General features: G+C 69.5%; 19 protein-coding genes. 6 read left to right on the plus strand and 13 right to left on the minus strand.

What is annotated here, in order from left to right:
* Positions 1-38 precede the first annotated feature (38 nt).
* The 3 genes from J2W45_RS13575 to J2W45_RS13585 are packed head-to-tail and all read right to left on the minus strand — an operon-like array spanning position 39 to position 1,615.
* The gene (locus tag J2W45_RS13575; protein WP_310132772.1) at positions 39-476 is read right to left on the minus strand and encodes a MarR family winged helix-turn-helix transcriptional regulator; all 438 of its coding nucleotides are present in this window, start codon (positions 474-476) and stop codon (positions 39-41) included.
* A gap of 22 nt (positions 477-498) precedes the next feature.
* A complete protein-coding gene (locus J2W45_RS13580) occupies positions 499-741 on the minus strand; it encodes a DUF6458 family protein (RefSeq protein WP_310132775.1) in 243 nt (80 codons plus the stop codon).
* A 58-nt stretch (positions 742-799) separates the two neighbouring features.
* Positions 800-1,615, minus strand: coding sequence for a shikimate 5-dehydrogenase (locus J2W45_RS13585; RefSeq protein WP_310132778.1), 816 nt, complete (start codon positions 1,613-1,615; stop codon positions 800-802).
* 110 nt (positions 1,616-1,725) lie between these two features.
* Here J2W45_RS13585 and J2W45_RS13590 point away from each other — a divergent pair, with 110 nt between their 5' ends.
* From J2W45_RS13590 to J2W45_RS13605, 4 genes are all read left to right on the plus strand, one after another.
* Positions 1,726-2,916: an ROK family transcriptional regulator gene (locus tag J2W45_RS13590; RefSeq protein WP_310132780.1), complete on the plus strand. Its 1,191-nt coding sequence runs from the start codon at positions 1,726-1,728 to the stop codon at positions 2,914-2,916.
* 99 nt (positions 2,917-3,015) lie between these two features.
* Positions 3,016-4,563 carry a multiple monosaccharide ABC transporter ATP-binding protein gene (gene mmsA, locus J2W45_RS13595; protein ID WP_310132781.1) on the plus strand — a complete coding sequence of 516 codons (1,548 nt, stop codon included), beginning with the start codon at positions 3,016-3,018 and terminating at the stop codon, positions 4,561-4,563.
* Positions 4,564-4,565: 2 nt separating this feature from the next.
* On the plus strand, positions 4,566-5,909 hold the full coding sequence (mmsB, locus tag J2W45_RS13600) for a multiple monosaccharide ABC transporter permease (RefSeq protein WP_310132782.1): 1,344 nt from the start codon (positions 4,566-4,568) through the stop codon (positions 5,907-5,909).
* 56 nt (positions 5,910-5,965) lie between these two features.
* The gene (locus J2W45_RS13605) at positions 5,966-7,063 is read left to right on the plus strand and encodes a substrate-binding domain-containing protein (protein WP_310132786.1); all 1,098 of its coding nucleotides are present in this window, start codon (positions 5,966-5,968) and stop codon (positions 7,061-7,063) included.
* Between the two features lie 114 nt (positions 7,064-7,177).
* On the opposite strand, the gene J2W45_RS13610 is transcribed toward J2W45_RS13605, so the two are convergent.
* The 5 genes from J2W45_RS13610 to J2W45_RS13630 form a co-directional block, all read right to left on the minus strand.
* A complete protein-coding gene (locus J2W45_RS13610; protein WP_310132788.1) occupies positions 7,178-7,597 on the minus strand; it encodes a hypothetical protein in 420 nt (139 codons plus the stop codon).
* Positions 7,598-7,794: 197 nt separating this feature from the next.
* Positions 7,795-8,733: a DUF3800 domain-containing protein gene (locus tag J2W45_RS13615; protein ID WP_310132790.1), complete on the minus strand. Its 939-nt coding sequence runs from the start codon at positions 8,731-8,733 to the stop codon at positions 7,795-7,797.
* 196 nt (positions 8,734-8,929) lie between these two features.
* Positions 8,930-9,235, minus strand: a complete 306-nt coding sequence (locus J2W45_RS13620) for an AzlD domain-containing protein (RefSeq protein WP_310132792.1) — start codon at positions 9,233-9,235, stop codon at positions 8,930-8,932.
* Positions 9,232-9,972 carry an AzlC family ABC transporter permease gene (locus J2W45_RS13625; protein WP_310132795.1) on the minus strand — a complete coding sequence of 247 codons (741 nt, stop codon included), beginning with the start codon at positions 9,970-9,972 and terminating at the stop codon, positions 9,232-9,234. Before J2W45_RS13625 ends, J2W45_RS13620 begins: the two co-directional genes overlap by 4 nt.
* A 46-nt stretch (positions 9,973-10,018) precedes the next feature.
* On the minus strand, positions 10,019-10,564 hold the full coding sequence (locus J2W45_RS13630; RefSeq protein WP_310132798.1) for a TetR/AcrR family transcriptional regulator: 546 nt from the start codon (positions 10,562-10,564) through the stop codon (positions 10,019-10,021).
* Between the two features lie 90 nt (positions 10,565-10,654).
* On the opposite strand from J2W45_RS13630, the gene J2W45_RS13635 reads away from it, so the two are divergent.
* The gene (locus J2W45_RS13635) at positions 10,655-11,911 is read left to right on the plus strand and encodes an MFS transporter (RefSeq protein ID WP_310132800.1); all 1,257 of its coding nucleotides are present in this window, start codon (positions 10,655-10,657) and stop codon (positions 11,909-11,911) included.
* On the opposite strand, the gene J2W45_RS13640 is transcribed toward J2W45_RS13635, so the two are convergent.
* Together J2W45_RS13640 and J2W45_RS13645 are read right to left on the minus strand one after the other, a co-directional pair.
* The gene (locus tag J2W45_RS13640) at positions 11,895-12,914 is read right to left on the minus strand and encodes an NADPH:quinone reductase (RefSeq protein WP_310132803.1); all 1,020 of its coding nucleotides are present in this window, start codon (positions 12,912-12,914) and stop codon (positions 11,895-11,897) included. The two genes, J2W45_RS13635 and J2W45_RS13640, sit on opposite strands and share 17 nt — an antisense overlap.
* Positions 12,915-12,955: 41 nt before the next feature.
* Positions 12,956-14,143 carry a MarP family serine protease gene (locus J2W45_RS13645; protein WP_310132805.1) on the minus strand — a complete coding sequence of 396 codons (1,188 nt, stop codon included), beginning with the start codon at positions 14,141-14,143 and terminating at the stop codon, positions 12,956-12,958.
* Positions 14,144-14,278: 135 nt separating this feature from the next.
* Here J2W45_RS13645 and J2W45_RS13650 point away from each other — a divergent pair, with 135 nt between their 5' ends.
* On the plus strand, positions 14,279-14,425 hold the full coding sequence (locus tag J2W45_RS13650; RefSeq protein WP_310132806.1) for a hypothetical protein: 147 nt from the start codon (positions 14,279-14,281) through the stop codon (positions 14,423-14,425).
* On the opposite strand, the gene J2W45_RS13655 is transcribed toward J2W45_RS13650, so the two are convergent.
* The 3 genes from J2W45_RS13655 to J2W45_RS13665 are packed head-to-tail and all read right to left on the minus strand — an operon-like array spanning position 14,422 to position 16,048.
* The gene (locus tag J2W45_RS13655) at positions 14,422-14,565 is read right to left on the minus strand and encodes a hypothetical protein (protein WP_310132808.1); all 144 of its coding nucleotides are present in this window, start codon (positions 14,563-14,565) and stop codon (positions 14,422-14,424) included. The two genes, J2W45_RS13650 and J2W45_RS13655, sit on opposite strands and share 4 nt — an antisense overlap.
* A 53-nt stretch (positions 14,566-14,618) precedes the next feature.
* Positions 14,619-15,317 (minus strand): copper resistance CopC family protein, encoded by a 699-nt coding sequence (locus tag J2W45_RS13660; RefSeq protein ID WP_310132810.1) that lies wholly within the window; start codon positions 15,315-15,317, stop codon positions 14,619-14,621.
* The gene (locus J2W45_RS13665) at positions 15,314-16,048 is read right to left on the minus strand and encodes a YcnI family copper-binding membrane protein (protein WP_310132812.1); all 735 of its coding nucleotides are present in this window, start codon (positions 16,046-16,048) and stop codon (positions 15,314-15,316) included. Before J2W45_RS13665 ends, J2W45_RS13660 begins: the two co-directional genes overlap by 4 nt.
* Positions 16,049-16,060: the final 12 nt, after the last annotated feature.

Consider the following 16,060-nt stretch of genomic DNA (forward strand, 5'->3'; position numbering starts at 1 on the left):
TCAGCGTAGACCCTGACCCGCGGGGCAGGGTACAGCCGCTAGGGGGTGCGTGCGGCGGCCGCGATGATGGCCTGGAGGCTCTCGCGCAGGTTCTCGAGGTCGGCGATCGGCAGGCCGAGACGCTCGATGATGCGCGGCGGGATCTGTTCCGCCTCCGCGCGCAGCGCCCGGCCGCGTACGGTCAGGCGCACCTCCAGCGCGCGCTCGTCCGCCGTGCTGCGGCGTCGCTCCACGTAGCCCGTCGCCTCCAGCCGCTTGAGCAGCGGCGAGAGGGTCGCCGGCTCCAGCGCGAGCGTGTCGCTCAGGTTCTTGACGGACCGCGGCTCCTGCTCCCACAGCGCGAGCATCACGAGGTACTGCGGATGCGTCAGCGACAGCGGTTCGAGCACCGGCCGGTAGAGGGCGATCACGCTCCGGGCCGCCACCGCCAGGCCGAAGCACACCTGGTTCTCGAGGGCGAGGACGTCGTCTGGCACCCGACCAGTGTAGGGCGGGGACTCAGTACTCATCGGTGCGTCGCTCGACCCGCTCGCCGGTGGCAGGGTCGATGCTCTCGCGCCGGATGACGGTGCGGGGCCGGCGCCGCAGCGCGAACGCCAGGGAGGTGACGAACACCACCAGCCCCGCGCCCATCAGGATGTACCCGGTCGTCTTCAGGTCGATCCAGCTCACCTCGACCTGCAGGGCGAAGGCGAGGATGAGCCCGACGACGAAGATGAAGATGCCGCTTCCGATGCCCATGCGTCACGCTCCTTCACGTTCGTGGGCTCAAGCTACTCCCCGGACGCGGCGCTCCGCATCACTCCGCTCGGGAGAACTCCGACGCCCGGGCGACCTGCTCCGGCGTCAGCGCGACGCCCGTGTAGCGCTCGAACTGCCGCGCCGCCTGCAGCGCGATCACCTCGGCGCCGGTGATGACCGCCGTGGCCGCCTCGCGCGCCGCGGCGATCAGCGGCGTCTCGGACGGGAACGCGACCACGTCGAAGACGGTGGATGCACGCTCGATGAACGGCCGCTCGAAGGAGAGGACGGACTCGGTGTCGCCGCGCATCCCGAGCGGTGTCACGTTGACGATGACGTCGAAGTCGGGCTCCGGGTCCTCCGCGACCCAGGCGTAGTCGTACCGTTCCGCCAGCGCCGGGCCGGCGTCGGTGTTGCGCGCCAGCACGGTGAGGTCGTCGAAGCCGGCGCCGCGGAAGGCGGCGACCACGGCCTTCGCCATCCCGCCGGAGCCGCGCACCAGGACCCGCTGCGCGGGGTCGACCCGGTGCTCGGCGAGCAGCTGCGCGACGGCTTCGTAGTCGGTGTTGGATGCCGTGAGCAGTCCATCCTCGTTGACCACGGTGTTCACGGACTCGATGGCGACGGCGGACGGCTCCAGGTTGTCGACCAGCGGGATGATCGCCTCCTTGAACGGCATCGAGACGGAGCAGCCGCGGATGCCGAGGGCCCGGATGCCGCGCACGGCGCCCTCCAGGTCGTCGGTCGTGAACGCCTTGTAGACGAAGTTCAGTCCGAGCTCGTCGTACAGGAAGTTGTGGAAGCGCGTGCCGATGTTGCTGGGGCGGCCGGCCAGCGAGATGCAGACCTGCATGTCCTTGTTCAGGATGGGCATGCCTCCATCATCCCAGCCCGAGGTCCCCGACGCTCGTGTCACCCGGGTGTGGGCTGGACTGTTGCGTTCACAGCTTGACTCCAACCGCTCGATCATTCACGCTTATCGTCATGACCGCCACTCCGGGGCTGATCCCACGTGGCGCACGCAATCCCGGGTCGCAGGGCGCACTGAGGCATCTGAACCAGGAACGACTCGTCGAGTTCCTCCTGGCCAACGGACCGTCCACCCAGGCTGAGCTGGCGCGCGGGACCGGCCTGTCCACCGCCACCGTGTCCAACATCGTCCGGGACATGGCGGCGAAGGGCGTCGTCGCGACCAGTCCGGTCACCTCGAGCGGACGCAGGGCTCTTCTCGTGCAGCTGACGGACACCGGCGACGTCGCCGTCGGCGTGGACTTCGGCCGGCGGCACGTGCGCATCGTGCTGGCGACCCTCGGCTACGACGTGATCGCCGAGGAGCAGGTGGCCCTCGAGCCCGGGTACGACGTGCTCGGCGCCGTGCGGGAGGCCTCCGGCCTGCTCGACCGGATGCTCGTGGAGGGCGGCCACGACCGGGAGTCGGTGCTGGCCGTCGGCGTCGGCATCCCGGGACCCATCGACCGGCGGACCGGGACCGTCCTGCAGGGCGCCATCCTCCCCGAGTGGGTCGGGATCACGCGGCGCGAGCTGGAGGACGTCTTCGGCTTCCCGGTCATGGTCGACAACGACGCGAACCTCGGTGCGCTCGCCGAGGTGACGTGGGGCGCCAACCGGGGCGAGCGCAACATCATCTTCGTGAAGATCGGCACCGGGATCGGCGCCGGCCTCATCCTCAACGGCCAGCCGTACTACGGCTTCCTCGGGATCACGGGCGAGCTCGGGCACACTCCGGTCGCCGAGCACGGCGTGATCTGCCGCTGCGGCAACCGCGGCTGCCTGGAGACCGTCGCATCCACCAGCGTGATGCTCGAATCCCTGGGTCGCGGGACGGGCGCGGCCGTCACGACCGCGGACATCCTCCGGCGCGGGCTGGACAAGGACCCGGCGGTGCTGCGTGTGGTCAGCGACGCCGGCACGGCGATCGGACGGGCCATCGGCAACATCGCCAACGTGATCAACCCGGAGCTCGTGCTGATCGGGGGCCCGCTGGTGGGGCTGGGGGATGCGCTGCTCGACCCGATCCGGCACGGCATCCAGCACAACGCGCTCCCGATCATCGCGGGGACGACCAGCGTCCGGGTGTCCTCGCTGGGCGACCGCGCAGAGTCGCTCGGAGCGGCCGCGATCGTGATCCAGGGAGCGCTCGCGGGCAACGAGTGAAGCCGTTATCGCATCGTTGTCTTCACTATTTGACGACAAGTGTGAACATAGCGTTTACTACTTAGGCACATCATTTCCACGCAGAGCCAAGGAGCGACGATGCCGTCGAACGCAGTCATCCTCGAGATGCGCTCGATCACCAAGGAGTTCCCTGGTGTGAAAGCTCTGGAGGATGTCTCCCTCACCGTCCACGCCGACGAGATCCACGCGATCTGCGGCGAGAACGGCGCGGGCAAGTCCACCCTCATGAAGGTGCTTTCGGGTGTCTACCCCTACGGCACCTACTCCGGCGACATCGTCTACCAGGGCGACGTCATGCGCTTCAAGGACATCAAGTCCAGCGAGCAGCAGGGGATCGTGATCATCCACCAGGAGCTCGCGCTCATCCCCGAGCTCTCGATCACCGAGAACATCTTCCTCGGCAACGAGCCGGGCCGCGGCGGCATCATCGACTGGCAGCAGGCCAAGACCCGCGCCATCGAGCTGCTCGCCCGCGTCGGCCTCACGGACGACCCCGACACCCAGATCAAGAACATCGGCGTCGGCAAGCAGCAGCTGGTCGAGATCGCCAAGGCGCTCAACAAGAACGTCAAGCTCCTCATCCTCGACGAGCCGACCGCGGCGCTCAACGAGGCCGAGTCGCAGCACCTCCTCGACCTGATCCTCGGGCTGAAGGGCCGCGGGATCAGCTCCATCATCATCAGCCACAAGCTCAACGAGATCGAGCAGGTGGCCGACCAGATCACGATCATCCGCGACGGCCGCGCCATCGAGACGCTCGACGTCAAGGCGGACGGCGTCGACGAGGACCGCATCATCCGCGGGATGGTCGGCCGCACGCTCGAGAGCCGCTTCCCGGAGCGCACGCCGAACATCGGCGAGAAGTTCTTCGAGGTGAAGGACTGGGTCGTGCAGCACCCGCAGGTTTCCGAGCGTCTGGTCGTCAAGAACTCCAGCTTCTACGTCCGCCGCGGTGAGATCGTCGGCTTCGCCGGCCTCATGGGCGCGGGGCGCACCGAGCTCGCGATGAGCGTCTTCGGCCACTCCTACGGCACCTGGGTCTCGGGCGAGATCTACAAGGACGGCAAGGAGATCCAGGTCCGCAACGTCTCCGAGGCCATCGACAACGGCATGGCCTACGTGAGCGAGGACCGCAAGGTGCTCGGCCTCAACCTCCTCGACGACATCAAGCAGTCCGTCGTCGCCGCCAAGCTGAAGAAGATCGCCAAGCGCGGCGTCGTCGACGACCTGCAGGAGTACGCGGTCGCCGACGAGTACCGCAAGCTCCTGCGCATCCGGACGCCCGACGTCGACCGCGGCGTCTCCACGCTCTCCGGCGGCAACCAGCAGAAGGTCGTCCTGGCCAAGTGGATGTTCACAGACCCGGACATCCTCATCCTCGACGAGCCGACCCGAGGCATCGACGTCGGCGCCAAGTTCGAGATCTACGGGATCATCCAGCAGCTCGCCGCGCAGGGGAAGGGCGTCATCGTCATCTCCTCCGAGCTCCCCGAGCTGCTCGGAATCTCCGACCGCATCTACACGATCTTCGAGGGTCAGATCACCAACGAGCTCCCCATCGCGGAAGCGACCCCCGAGACTCTCCTGAAAAGCATGACTTCCGCCAAGAAGAGGGTGACCCGATAACCATGACCACACAGACCGCTGAGAAGAAGAAGTCCGGAGGCATCCGCGACCTCGGCATGATGTTCGGTGGGGGGCAGTCGACCGGCCGCCAGTTCGGCATCCTGGGCGCGCTCGTCGTCATCATCCTGCTGTTCGAGATCCTCACCGGGGGCAAGACCCTCGAGCCGGTGAACCTGATCAACCTGGTCAATCAGAACGTCTACGTCCTGATCCTGGCCATCGGCATGGTCATGGTCATCATCGCGGGTCACATCGACCTGTCGGTGGGCTCGGTCGCGGCCCTGGTCGGCATCATCGTCGCCAAGTCGATGACCGACTGGAACGTGCCGTGGCCGCTCGCGATCGTGCTCGGCCTGCTCGTCGGCGTCGTCATCGGCGCCTGGCAGGGCTGGTGGGTCGCCTACGTCGGCGTCCCCGCCTTCATCGTTACCCTCGCCGGCATGCTCATCTTCCGCGGCCTGAACCAGCTGATCGGAAACGCGAACACCATCCCGGTGCCGGACGGCTTCACCTACATCGGCGGCGGCTTCCTCCCCGAGTGGGGCCCGAACACCGGCTTCAACAACTCCACCCTGCTGCTCGGCCTGATCATCGCCGTCGTCATCGCGCTGGCAGAGGTCCGCACCCGCCGCAAGCAGACCAAGATGGGCTCCGAGAAGGCGCCCCTCTGGGTGAGCGTGTTCAAGGTCGTCATCCTGGACGCGGTCGTCGTGTACGCGGCGGTGCTGTTCGGCAGCGGCCGTGTCGGCACCTCGTTCCCGGTCGCCGGTGTCATCCTCGGCGTGCTGATCATCCTGTACTCGTTCATCACCCGGAACACGATCTTCGGTCGTCACATCTACGCGGTCGGCGGCAACTGGCACGCTGCTGAGCTCTCCGGTGTGAAGATCCGCCGCATCAACTTCTTCGTGATGATGAACATGTCGGTGCTCGCCGCGCTGGCCGGCATGATCGCCGTCGCCCGCTCCGTGTCCTCCGGTCCCCAGGACGGTCTCGGCTGGGAGCTCGACGCGATCGCCGCAGTCTTCATCGGTGGCGCCGCGGTCTCCGGCGGTATCGGTACCGTCGCCGGCTCCATCATCGGTGGTCTGGTCATCGCGGTCCTGAACAACGGTCTGCAGCTGCTGGGTGTCACCAGTGACAAGGTGCAGATCATCAAGGGCCTGGTCCTGCTCATCGCGGTCGGCATCGACGTCTACTCGAAGCGTCGCGGCGGCCCGTCCTTGATCGGCAGGATGTTCAACCGCGACCGCACGCAGCGCATCGACGCCGCGGCCCAGGAGCAGCCGGCCGTCGTGCCGACGGGCGACCAGGCCGAGGACACTTCGCGGTCTCTCACCAAGTAACGATTTCCGTTTTCCCACCCTGCAACACCCCCAACACACAGAGAAAGTAGATAGCAATGCGCAAAATCGCACTCGCGACAGTGGCCGTCGCAGCTGCCGCCGCGCTCGCCCTGACGGGCTGCTCCGGCGGAGCCCGCAGCGGTTCCGGCGACGGCTCGTCCGCGTCCGGCTTCGACAAGGGCGCCACCATCGGCGTCGCCCTCCCGACCAAGACGTCGGAGAACTGGGTTCTCGCCGGTGGCCTCTTCGAGGACGGCCTGAAGGAGGCCGGCTTCAAGGGCGACGTCCAGTACGCCGGTGGCTCGGGCGTCTCCGACCAGCAGTCGCAGATCCAGTCGATGATCACCAACGGTGCGAAGGTCGTCATCATCGGCGCCGTCGACGGTGGCCAGCTCGCCGCGCAGGCCAAGGCCGCGCACGACGCCGGCGCGACCGTCATCGCGTACGACCGCCTCATCCTCAACACGAACGACGTCGACTACTACGTCGCGTACGACAACGAGAAGGTCGGCGAGCTGCAGGGCCAGGCCCTGCTCGACGGCATGGCGAAGAAGTACCCGGGCAAAAAGAACTTCAACATCGAGCTCTTCTCCGGTTCGCCTGACGATGCCAACTCCGCGGTCTTCTTCAACGGCGCCATGAAGGTGCTCGAGCCGAAGATCAAGGACGGCACGCTGAAGGTCGTCTCGGGTCAGACCGAGATCAAGCAGACCTCCACCCAGGGCTGGCTGCCGGCGAACGCGCAGACCCGCATGGACACCCTGCTGGCCGCGAACTACGGCTCGACCGAGCTCGACGGCGTCCTGTCGCCGAACGACACCCTGGCCCGCGCCATCATCACCTCGGTGAAGGGCGCCGGCAAGCCGGTCCCGATCGTCACCGGTCAGGACTCGGAGGCCGAGTCGGTCAAGTCCATCATGGCGGGCGAGCAGTACTCGACCATCAACAAGGACACCCGCAACCTGGTCAAGCAGGCCATCACCATGGTGAAGGACCTGCAGCAGGGCAAGAAGCCGGAGATCAACGACGACAAGTCGTACGACAACGGCAAGAAGGTCGTCCCGGCCTTCCTGCTGAAGCCGGTCATCGTCACCAAGGAGAACGCGGCCGAGGCGTACGCCAACGACCCGACCCTGGAGCCGCTGACCAAGTAAGTCGGTCCCGCACATCCTGTGCACATGAAAGGGCCCGGAGCGCTGAGCGCTCCGGGCCCTTTCCCGATCCGTCCCCCGACAGGATCGGTTCCCCCTGGCCGAGACAGCACCAGGCTAGGGGCGGCCGGCGGGCTGCGGCATCCGGGCCAGCACGGATTCGCGGTCCGTGCCCGCTCCTCTCTTCGCTCGCAGCGACGCCCGGTAGAACCGCACCAGCTCGGCGGCGGGCGGGCGACGGGCCGCCATCGTGCCGGCATCGGTGCGGCGTGCGGCGAGGTGGTGGCGCCACGACTCGGCCGCGCAGCGATGGTCCCAGGCAGCCGCGGCCGCGGCCTCCAGCGTGCGGCACCAGCCGATCAGCTCCCTGCCCTCGGAGGTCGGCGCCCAGGTGACCACCCGGAACCAGATGTCCGGCCGGTTCGGGTCGCCGAAGGCGAATCGCCGGATCACCCCGTACGGCGTGCCCGTCGAGCTCTGGCGCATCAGCCACTCGGTGGGCTGCGCATTCGCCACCGGGTGCCAGGATGCGCTCACGGCGTCACGGTATGCGGAGCCGCCGACACGGCTGCGCCGCCGACGGCCCGGCGATGTACAGGCCGTCGGAAGCGCTCCGTCCGATCGACGTCATGTACATCCGCCGGGCACCGCCGCTCGCCTAGCATCCCGAGCATGACCCCGTGCACTGCCGCCGACGCCGACCATCGCCTGGACGACGACGTCATCATCCTCGGCTACGACTGAGGCAGGTCACTTCGATCGGTGGCGTCCCTGCTGTGCACTCGCTCCGCTGCCGCCCGAATCTTCCGCAAGATCGCTGGATCCACACCGTCGGCGATGAGGCTGCCCGCCGGGCGCGGGTGCACCGTCCGCTCGGGCCGGAGGATCTCAGAGTGATTGAGGTCAGGAACGGCTCGTCGCCACAGGTGGAGTTTGGACTCGTGGGTGAATGCGCCACGCAGCGCCGGCAAAGATCGCCGATCGGTAACCCATTGGTACGGCGATCCTTTGATCAGCTGATAGTCGATGGCCCGTCCTGCGCAGGCGGCCACCCAGTCCGCGAATTGGATGTTCGAGCTCAGCACGCTGTCCACATGCATGGGCGGTTCGATGATCCGTCGCATCTCTGGGAAGTCGCCGCCACGGCCGAGGATATGTCCATACATCGCGGGTAGGCGCTCCGCTCGGGTCTTCTCGTTGATCTGGTCGATCATCACCATGACATTCGAGGCACGCGAGTCTGCATGCCGGGCGATCCGGTTGAGTGCCTCACGCATCGCGGCCGTCTCTCGGTCTGTGACGACGAGACCCGTCTGCTTGGGGGTCCCCAGTGGTTTCTCGTCTGCGTAATAGAAGAGGGATCCGTTCATGCCGCGGAGTTTGCGGACAAGACTGTCCAGGACGCGAAGGTGCTGCGGAAACCGTCTGGGGGTGTCCGGGCGAAGCAGACTCGCGCCCTTCTTCTCCCACCTCGCGGGATGAGGCGCGGCCGCCATCTCTGAAGCGAACAGCGCGCATTTGGCTTCGTTGAAGATGCTCCCGAAGTGTCGCGCGCCCGCCTCGGGAACCACGAATCCGGCGTAACCGAACGCCGGGCTCGTATTGAAACGGTCGTGCGACCTATCGACGAAGGCGCCGGGTTCCCCGATCTCATCGATGTAGGCGAGCAGCACCGCTCGATTATGTCCTGCAACGCAGAAACCCACGCCTGAAGCGTGGGTTTCTCGAATCGGCGCTCGGGGAACTATTCCATCCCTAGCTACCGGGATCGATGCTACGTGGGCGCGGGAGGGTGCGCAACCTGTTGTGTCCTGGTGGTCGAATAGCGGACATCCTTGTGGCCGTCGCCATGGCGACGGCTGCCGCCGTTCAGGTGAAGAGGCGGATGAGGGCCGCGACGACGGCCGCCGCGGGCACGACCACGATGAACGGGACGCGGAGGGCGTAGAGGCCGGCGGCGATCGCGACGGCGGGGAGGCGCGCATCCAGTTGCAGGGACTGGCCCGCGCCGAGCGTCTGCACGCAGATCAGCGCGGCGAGCAGGGCCGCGGTCAGCAGGTCGCTGACGCGCGCCACCGTCGGGTGGTCCAGGGCCTTGGGCGGCACCAGCCAGCCGACGGCCTTGAGGGCCAGCACGGCGATCGACCCGAGCAGGATGACGTGCCACGTGGTCACGGCTCCACCTCCCGCTCCATCGGGATGGCCTCGGGATGCGGCGGATCGTCTCGGGTGCCGAACAGGTTCAGCACGCCGAGCACGATCGCCACCACGGCGGCCGCAAGCACCGGAAGCCCGGGCGTGAGGAACGGGGTCAGCAGGGTGGCGACGAAACCGCCCGCCACCGCGACCGCCTGTGTCTGGCGCGCTTTGAGGCGCGGCCACAGCAGCCCGAGGAAGGCGGCCGCGGCGGCCGCATCCAACCCGTAGGCCTTGACGTCGCCGATGAGGTCGCCGAGCAGCGCGCCGGCGAGGGTCATGATGTTCCAGCCGACGTAGACGACCAGGCCGGTGACCCAGAAGCCGATCCGCTGGGCGCGCGGCTGCGTCTGCGCGGTGGCGACGGCGGTGGACTCGTCGATCGTCAGCTGGGTGGCGGCGGTGCGGCGCCAGAAGCCGGGGCCGATGATCCGCGAGAGCCGCAGCGCGTAGAAGGAGTTGCGCACGCCCAGCAGTGCGGCGCTGGCGATGGCGGTCCCACCGGCCGCAGCGCCGCCGGAGGCGAGGATGCCGATCAGCGCGAACTGCGAGCCGCCGCTGAACATGACCAGGCTCAGAACGCAGGCCTGCCAGACGTCCAGGCCGGAGGCTGTGGCGAGGGCTCCGAACGAGATCCCGTACAGAGCCGTCGCGATGCCGACGGCCCAGCCGGAGCGGGCCGCGGCGCGTTCCTCGCTGGTCCGTTCCTGGCGCATCGCCTCCCGACCCTAGCGCCTTCCGGCCGCGTCGGTGAAAGACGCGTCAGTGGAAGAGGCGGGCCACCAGGTGTTCGGCGGTGGTGTCCTCCAGCGTCCAGGGCAGGAAGATCACGCGGTAGACGATCGGGGCGACGACGGTGTCGAGGATGTCGTCGTCCGTGATCGAGGCATCCGGGTACCGCTCGAGGAGGAGGTTGGCCTCGATGCGGCGGTTGCGGAGGCAGTTGGACTGGCGCTCGCCGGCCGCGGAGGCTCCGCCCCGCAGCAGGGCCGCGTTGACCGGGTTGCGGTAGTGCTCCCCCAGCTCACGGGCCCACTCGGTGAGGTCGGCGCGCAGGTCGCCGCGCTCGGGCAGCGGGCGCGAGGGGTCGAGCTGGTAGGTGGCGATGTCGTTGATCAGGGTCGGGAGGTCGCCCCAGCGGCGGTAGATGCTGGTCGGGTTGACGCCGGCGCGCTCGGCGATCATCGGGACGGTGACCCTGTCCTGGCCCTTCTCTTCGACGAGCTCTTCGACAGCGGTCCGCACGTTGTGGATGACCGCGGCACTGCGTCCGCCCGTCCGCTTCGACGGTGTGGTCGTGTTTTCCATGGGAATAGCTTAAAGCAAATCCTGTTGCTTTTTACCACAACCCTCCCTATAGTCGCTAAAAGCAATCAATTTTGCTTTAAGGAGCCGACCATGACCACAGCGCAAGAGCCTTGCCCGACCGGAGGGATCCTGGCCGCGCGTCCCCTGCGCCCGTCCCGCCGCGTCTCCTCCTTCCGGCTCCGCCCGGCCGCCGCGTTCGCGGGCGCGGCCCTGGCCTTCGTGGCCGTGGCTCTCGCGGTGGGTGCGCCCAGCCCGCTGTTCGTGCTCTACCAGCAGGAGTGGGGTTTCCAGCCGTGGCTCCTGACGGTCGCCTTCGCCATCTACGCGGTCACCCTGCTCATCACCCTGCTGATCGCCGGGTCGCTCTCCGACCACATCGGCCGGCGCCCCGTGCTGATCGGGGCGCTCGCGCTGCAGGTCGTTGCGATGCTGGTCTTCCTCTTCGCACCTGACATCGGATGGATCATCGGAGCCCGAGCGGTGCAGGGCGTCGCGACGGGCGCGGCCATGAGCACGTTCACGGCCGCGCTGGTGGAGCTCGCGCCCGAGCGGCAGAAGAAGCTCGGCGCCACGATCGGCAGCACCGCGCCCGTCGGAGGGATCGCCATCGGCGCCTTCCTGACCGGCCTCGCGGTGCAGTTCGTCCCGCAGCCGACGACCCTCGTGTTCGTCGTGCTCGCGCTGCTGTTCGCCGCCGGCATCCTGGTGATCGCGGCGTCGCCCGAGACGGTGCAGCGCCGGCCGGGGGCCGTGCGGTCGCTGATCCCGCGGCTGCTGATCCCGCGCGCTGCCCGCTCGGAGTTCGCCGGCGCCATCCCGCTGTTCCTGGCGACGTGGATGCTCGCGGGCCTCTTCATCGGACTGTCGCCGTCCATCCTGCACGGGGTGTTCCACCTCGACAGCGGACTGCTCAACGGAGCCATCGTCGCGGTGCCGCCGGCTGTCGGCGCGACGGCCGGCCTGCTGCTGACCCGTGCGCCTGCGCGGCGGACGGTGGTGTGGGCGATGGCGGCGATCCTGGTCGGCGTGCTGATCGCCGCGGTCGGGATCGCGGCGGCCATCCTGCCGCTGCTGTTCGTGGGGGCGACCGTGGCGGGAGGCGGCTTCGGCGCCGGCTTCTCGGCCATGCTGCGCATCCTGGCGCCGCTCGCTCCGAACGATCAGCGCGCGGAGCTCTTCGCCGGGATCTTCCTGGTCAGCTACCTCGCCTACGGCGTGCCCGCGCTCGTCGCCGGGGAGCTCATCGTCGCGATCGGGCTGCTGCCGACGGCGCTCGGGTACTCCGCCGCGATCGCGGTCGCCGCGGTCGTCGCGCTGGTGGTGCAGGCGCTCAGATCACGTCGATGAGCACCTTGCCCACGACGCCGTCCTCGACCGCGTCGTGGGCGGCCGCCGTCTCGGCGAGCGGGAAGCGGGTGATCGGGAGGCCGTCCTCTTCTCCCACCCGGAGGGCGCCGTCGGCGGCTGCGGCGGCCACCGCGCGCACGGCGGCCTCCTTGGCCTCCGGAGCGACCGTGTAGGTGAGGACGAACTGCCAGCGCAGGTTCTTCGACATGCTCGGGCGCACGGGGATCGTGACCGAGTCGGCGCCGGGTGCGTCCGCGTAGCTCGCGATCGTAGCGTTCGCTCCGGCGACCTTCACGTCGAGCTCGGCGTTGGCGATCACGTTCACGTCGACGATGATGTCGACGCCGCGCGGCGCCAGCGCGCCGATCGCCTTCGCGGTGTCCGGGTCGGTGTAGTTGACGACGTGGTGGGCTCCCGCGGCCCGCGCGAGCTCGGCCTTCTCGTGGCTGCTGACCGTCGCGATCACGGTCGCGCCCGCCCAGACGGCGAGCTGGATGGCGGCGTGCCCCACGGCGCCGGCGCCGCCCGCGACGAGGACCGTGCGCCCCTCCAGCGATCCGGGGGCCAGCTCCGTCGGCGCCTGCTCGTACGAGGTCAGAGCGCGATGCGCCGTCAGTGCGGGGATGCCGAAGGACGCGCCCTCGTCGAAGCTCACGTCGTCCGGCAGCGCGACTGTCTGCCGCTCCGGCACGACCGTGAGCTCCTGGGCTGTGCCGTCGGGGCGCTGGTACGCCGCATCCCACACCCAGACGCGGTCGCCGGGCGCGAACCCGGTCACGCCCTCACCGACCGCGTCGACGACGCCGGCGCCGTCTTGGTTCGGCACCTGGGGGCGGGGGAGTTCCGCCGGGCCGCTGCCGCGCCGGGCCTTCCAGTCGGTGGGGTTGACCCCCGAGACGTGGATGCGCACGCGCACTTCGCCGGGACCGGGATGCGGCTCCTCGCGCTCGCCGAGGGTGAGGACGTCGGAGCCGCCGGTGGCGGAGTAGGTCACTGCCTTCATGGCCTCCAGCAAACCATGACCGGAGGCGTCTCGCGAGGCGCTCAGCCGGCGGAGCAGGCGCCGGAGCTGATCGGAGCGCTGCCGACCGACGACAGCACGGGCCGCAGTTCGGCGAGGGTGAGCGCGTACCCGGTGTCGGGGTCCGTCGCGCTCCGCGCGAAGACCACGCCGGCGACGTCGCCATTGGCGTCGAGCAGCGGTCCGCCCGAGTTCCCCGGCCGCACGGAGCCGCGGAGCGAGTAGATGTCGCGGTCGACGCTTCCGCTCTGGTAGATGTCCGTTCCCCGGGCGGTGACCCGGTCGCGCACGCGCTGCGGTGACACGGTGAACGGACCGTCGCCCGGGTAGCCGAGGGCGTACGCCGGCGCCCCCGCGGCCAGGTCGGGGCCGATGTCGAGCGCGGGCGCGCCGAGGTCGGTGACGTCGAGCACCGCGAGGTCGCGCGACGGGTCGAAGGCGACGAGCGTCGCCCGCTCGACGGCGCTGCTGCCGGACTGCCGGACCACCACGGACGAGGCTCCCGCGACGACGTGCGCGTTGGTGACCACCCGGCCCCGCTGCACCACCCAGCCGCTGCCCTCGGAGTCGAGCCCGCACGCGGGCTTCGAGGCGAGCACCGTGACGACCGACTGCTCGGCGCCCGACACGGCGGCGGGGACGGATCCGTCCGGCTCGGGGACCGCGCGGATCGTCTCCCCGCCCTCGAAGACCTTCGGCAGGCCGGCTCCGGCGAGCGCGTCGTCGACGGCGCCCAGCACGGTGGACGAGGGGAGCGGCGCCATCCGGTTGAGGGTCGCCACCACGCTCGAGGAGTTGGCCGCCTGGACCACGGTGGCGAGGCTCGTGGCCATCGCGAATCCGGCCAGGAGCCAGACCACGACCGCCCAGGTCGCGAGCCCGAGGACCGCGCCGACCAGCGAGTCGAGCCAGCGGATCGGCCCGTGGCGCAGCACCTTGCCGATGAGGGAGGCGAGGGCACCGGCGATGGCGTAGACGATCCCGGCGCAGACCAGGATGACCACGGCGGCGACCACCGAGCGCTGGGTCACCCCGCCGAAACCGGCGGACGCGAACCAGTCGACCACGATCGGCGCGATCGTGAGCCCCAGCCAGAGCCCGAGGCCCAGACCGACGAGCGTCCCGGCGGCGCGGATGGCGCCCTTCGTCCAGCCCGCCGCGATCGCGAGGACGGCGAGCACCACGAGCACGACGTCCACCACGATCTCCACGGCCCCACCCTGCCCCAGAAGACTGGACGGGACCTCAACCCGCGGTGGGCATCCGCTATCCGTCCGCCCCTATCGCACCGCGAGAGGCGCGACTACCGTCCGAAGCCGCACAGCATTCCGATGGAAGGAGCCACCATGTCGGACCCCCGGGCGAACGGCGACGACGAGCGCGAGGACCTCGCGCCGGGCGAGCGTCAGTACACGAGTGCCGATCTCACGGCGCATGACGCCGAGGAGGGACAGCTGCCGGAACACGGCGAAGGGGAGGACCCGACCGCTTAGAGGCGGCCGTCCTCCTCGTCGCCGTCGTCCACCGAGTCGGGTGTCGGCTGCGGGGAGGGGACGATGTCCGGATCCATCTGCTCCTCGGGCACGATGTCCGGGAAGTCGTCGGTCTGCTGGTCGCTGGTCTGTCTGGCCATGCGCGAACGCTACGCCTGCGATCCCGGGCCGGAAAGCCCCCTCCTCGCACTGCTCAGTCGGTGCCCGCGGGATCCTCCGGGGCACCGGGCGCCGCCGGCGGCCTGCGTCGCGATGTCAGCAGCACGATCGCCACGCCGATCACGGCGAGCACGACGATGCCGATGGCGATCCCGATGACGAGGCCCAGGTCGGTCCCGGTGGAGGCCGGGGTCGTCGGCTGGGCCGTGGATGCGGCTGCCGTGGCGGGCGGGGTGGCGCCGGCGCTGCTGCCGCCCGCGCCCGGCGACGACCCCGCCTCCGTCGAGCCGGTCGCGCCGCACGGGCTGCCTTCCGAGCCCGCCGCTGCGGTGGCTCCCGCCGGCGGCTGGTAGGTGAAGGCGTACGACGACGAGACCGTGTGACCATCCGCAGACACGATCTGGTAGGTGACCGTGTACCGTCCGGCGCCGCCGAGGGCGACGGGGGCGGTCAGGGCAGTGTCGGCCACGGTCGCGCATCCGGTCTCGAAGTGCCGGGTTCCGGAGTCCGGACCCGTCACTGTGAGCAGGTTCGTGGAGCCCTTCCCCGAGAGGTCGAGCACGCGGTCGTTGAACGTGAGCGTCATCGCGGAGAGCGGAGCGGTGACCGTCGCATCCGCCGCGGGGTCGCTGCTCACGAGGTAGTCGTGCGCGTCCGCGGCGGCCACCGGGGCGAGGGCCAGGGCGACGGCGGCGACGAGGCCGGCCGTCGCGGCGAGCAGCCTGTTCGTCATCCCTGCACCTTACGCTCGCCCCGGCGTCCCACCCGGGTGAGGGCGAACACGGCCACGACCAGGGCGATCGCGCCGAGCGCCAGACCGCCCACTCCCACCGCGATGGACACGACGGTCGCGGTGGTGCTGGTCGCCGCGGAGGGGACCGGCGCCGGGGTCGCGACCAGCGTCGGCGAGCCGTCCTCGGCCGGCGCCGCGTCCTCGATGTAGAGGGTGGGGGCGGGATGCTCGGGCTCGTCACCCGACGCGGGCGTCGGCTGGTCCCAGTCCACGACCGTCCCGTCGGAGTAGTACTGGTGGGTCGGCAGCTCGATGGAGCCGGTCTTCGGGACGGCGCCCGCCGACACGGTGAACTGCTGGAACTGCCCCGGCGCGATCTGCACGCCGCTGTCGGCCGTCCAGGTGATCCGGATGGGCGCCTCGGTGATCGTGCCGTCGTCCGTCTTCACGGGCTTCGCCAGCTTTTCGGTGTCGACCGTGGTGGTCCAGCCGGCGAGCGGCAGGTAGCTGACCGAGGTGAACGGCGTCTTCGTCGGCAGGTCGACGACGAGCTTGACCGTCCCCGCTGTCGCGGACTCGGTCGGAACTTTGAAGGTCAGGTTCGTGTAGCTGCCGGGCGACGCCTGGTCGGGGTCGACGTGGACGTGGGCGCTCGCCGCGAGCGGTGAGGCCAGGAGCAGGAGGGCGGTGGATGCCGCCGCGACGGACGCGGCGAACGTGGACTTCTTCATGGGGTCTTCCTT

This window comes from Leifsonia shinshuensis, from assembly GCF_031456835.1.
GTDB lineage: Bacteria > Actinomycetota > Actinomycetes > Actinomycetales > Microbacteriaceae > Leifsonia > Leifsonia shinshuensis_C.

Excerpts from the sequence above, each read along its gene's own strand:
- J2W45_RS13580 (WP_310132775.1), bottom strand. The coding sequence starts at position 741 with ATGGGCATCGGAAGCGGCATCTTCATCTTCGTCGTCGGGCTCATCCTC.
- J2W45_RS13585 (WP_310132778.1), bottom strand. The coding sequence starts at position 1,615 with ATGCCCATCCTGAACAAGGACATGCAGGTCTGCATCTCGCTGGCCGGC.
- J2W45_RS13590 (WP_310132780.1), top strand. The coding sequence starts at position 1,726 with ATGACCGCCACTCCGGGGCTGATCCCACGTGGCGCACGCAATCCCGGG.
- mmsA (WP_310132781.1), top strand. The coding sequence starts at position 3,016 with ATGCCGTCGAACGCAGTCATCCTCGAGATGCGCTCGATCACCAAGGAG.
- mmsB (WP_310132782.1), top strand. The coding sequence starts at position 4,566 with ATGACCACACAGACCGCTGAGAAGAAGAAGTCCGGAGGCATCCGCGAC.
- J2W45_RS13605 (WP_310132786.1), top strand. The coding sequence starts at position 5,966 with ATGCGCAAAATCGCACTCGCGACAGTGGCCGTCGCAGCTGCCGCCGCG.
- J2W45_RS13625 (WP_310132795.1), bottom strand. The coding sequence starts at position 9,972 with ATGCGCCAGGAACGGACCAGCGAGGAACGCGCCGCGGCCCGCTCCGGC.
- J2W45_RS13630 (WP_310132798.1), bottom strand. The coding sequence starts at position 10,564 with ATGGAAAACACGACCACACCGTCGAAGCGGACGGGCGGACGCAGTGCC.
- J2W45_RS13635 (WP_310132800.1), top strand. The coding sequence starts at position 10,655 with ATGACCACAGCGCAAGAGCCTTGCCCGACCGGAGGGATCCTGGCCGCG.
- J2W45_RS13640 (WP_310132803.1), bottom strand. The coding sequence starts at position 12,914 with ATGAAGGCAGTGACCTACTCCGCCACCGGCGGCTCCGACGTCCTCACC.
- J2W45_RS13650 (WP_310132806.1), top strand. The coding sequence starts at position 14,279 with ATGTCGGACCCCCGGGCGAACGGCGACGACGAGCGCGAGGACCTCGCG.
- J2W45_RS13655 (WP_310132808.1), bottom strand. The coding sequence starts at position 14,565 with ATGGCCAGACAGACCAGCGACCAGCAGACCGACGACTTCCCGGACATC.
- J2W45_RS13660 (WP_310132810.1), bottom strand. The coding sequence starts at position 15,317 with ATGACGAACAGGCTGCTCGCCGCGACGGCCGGCCTCGTCGCCGCCGTC.
- J2W45_RS13665 (WP_310132812.1), bottom strand. The coding sequence starts at position 16,048 with ATGAAGAAGTCCACGTTCGCCGCGTCCGTCGCGGCGGCATCCACCGCC.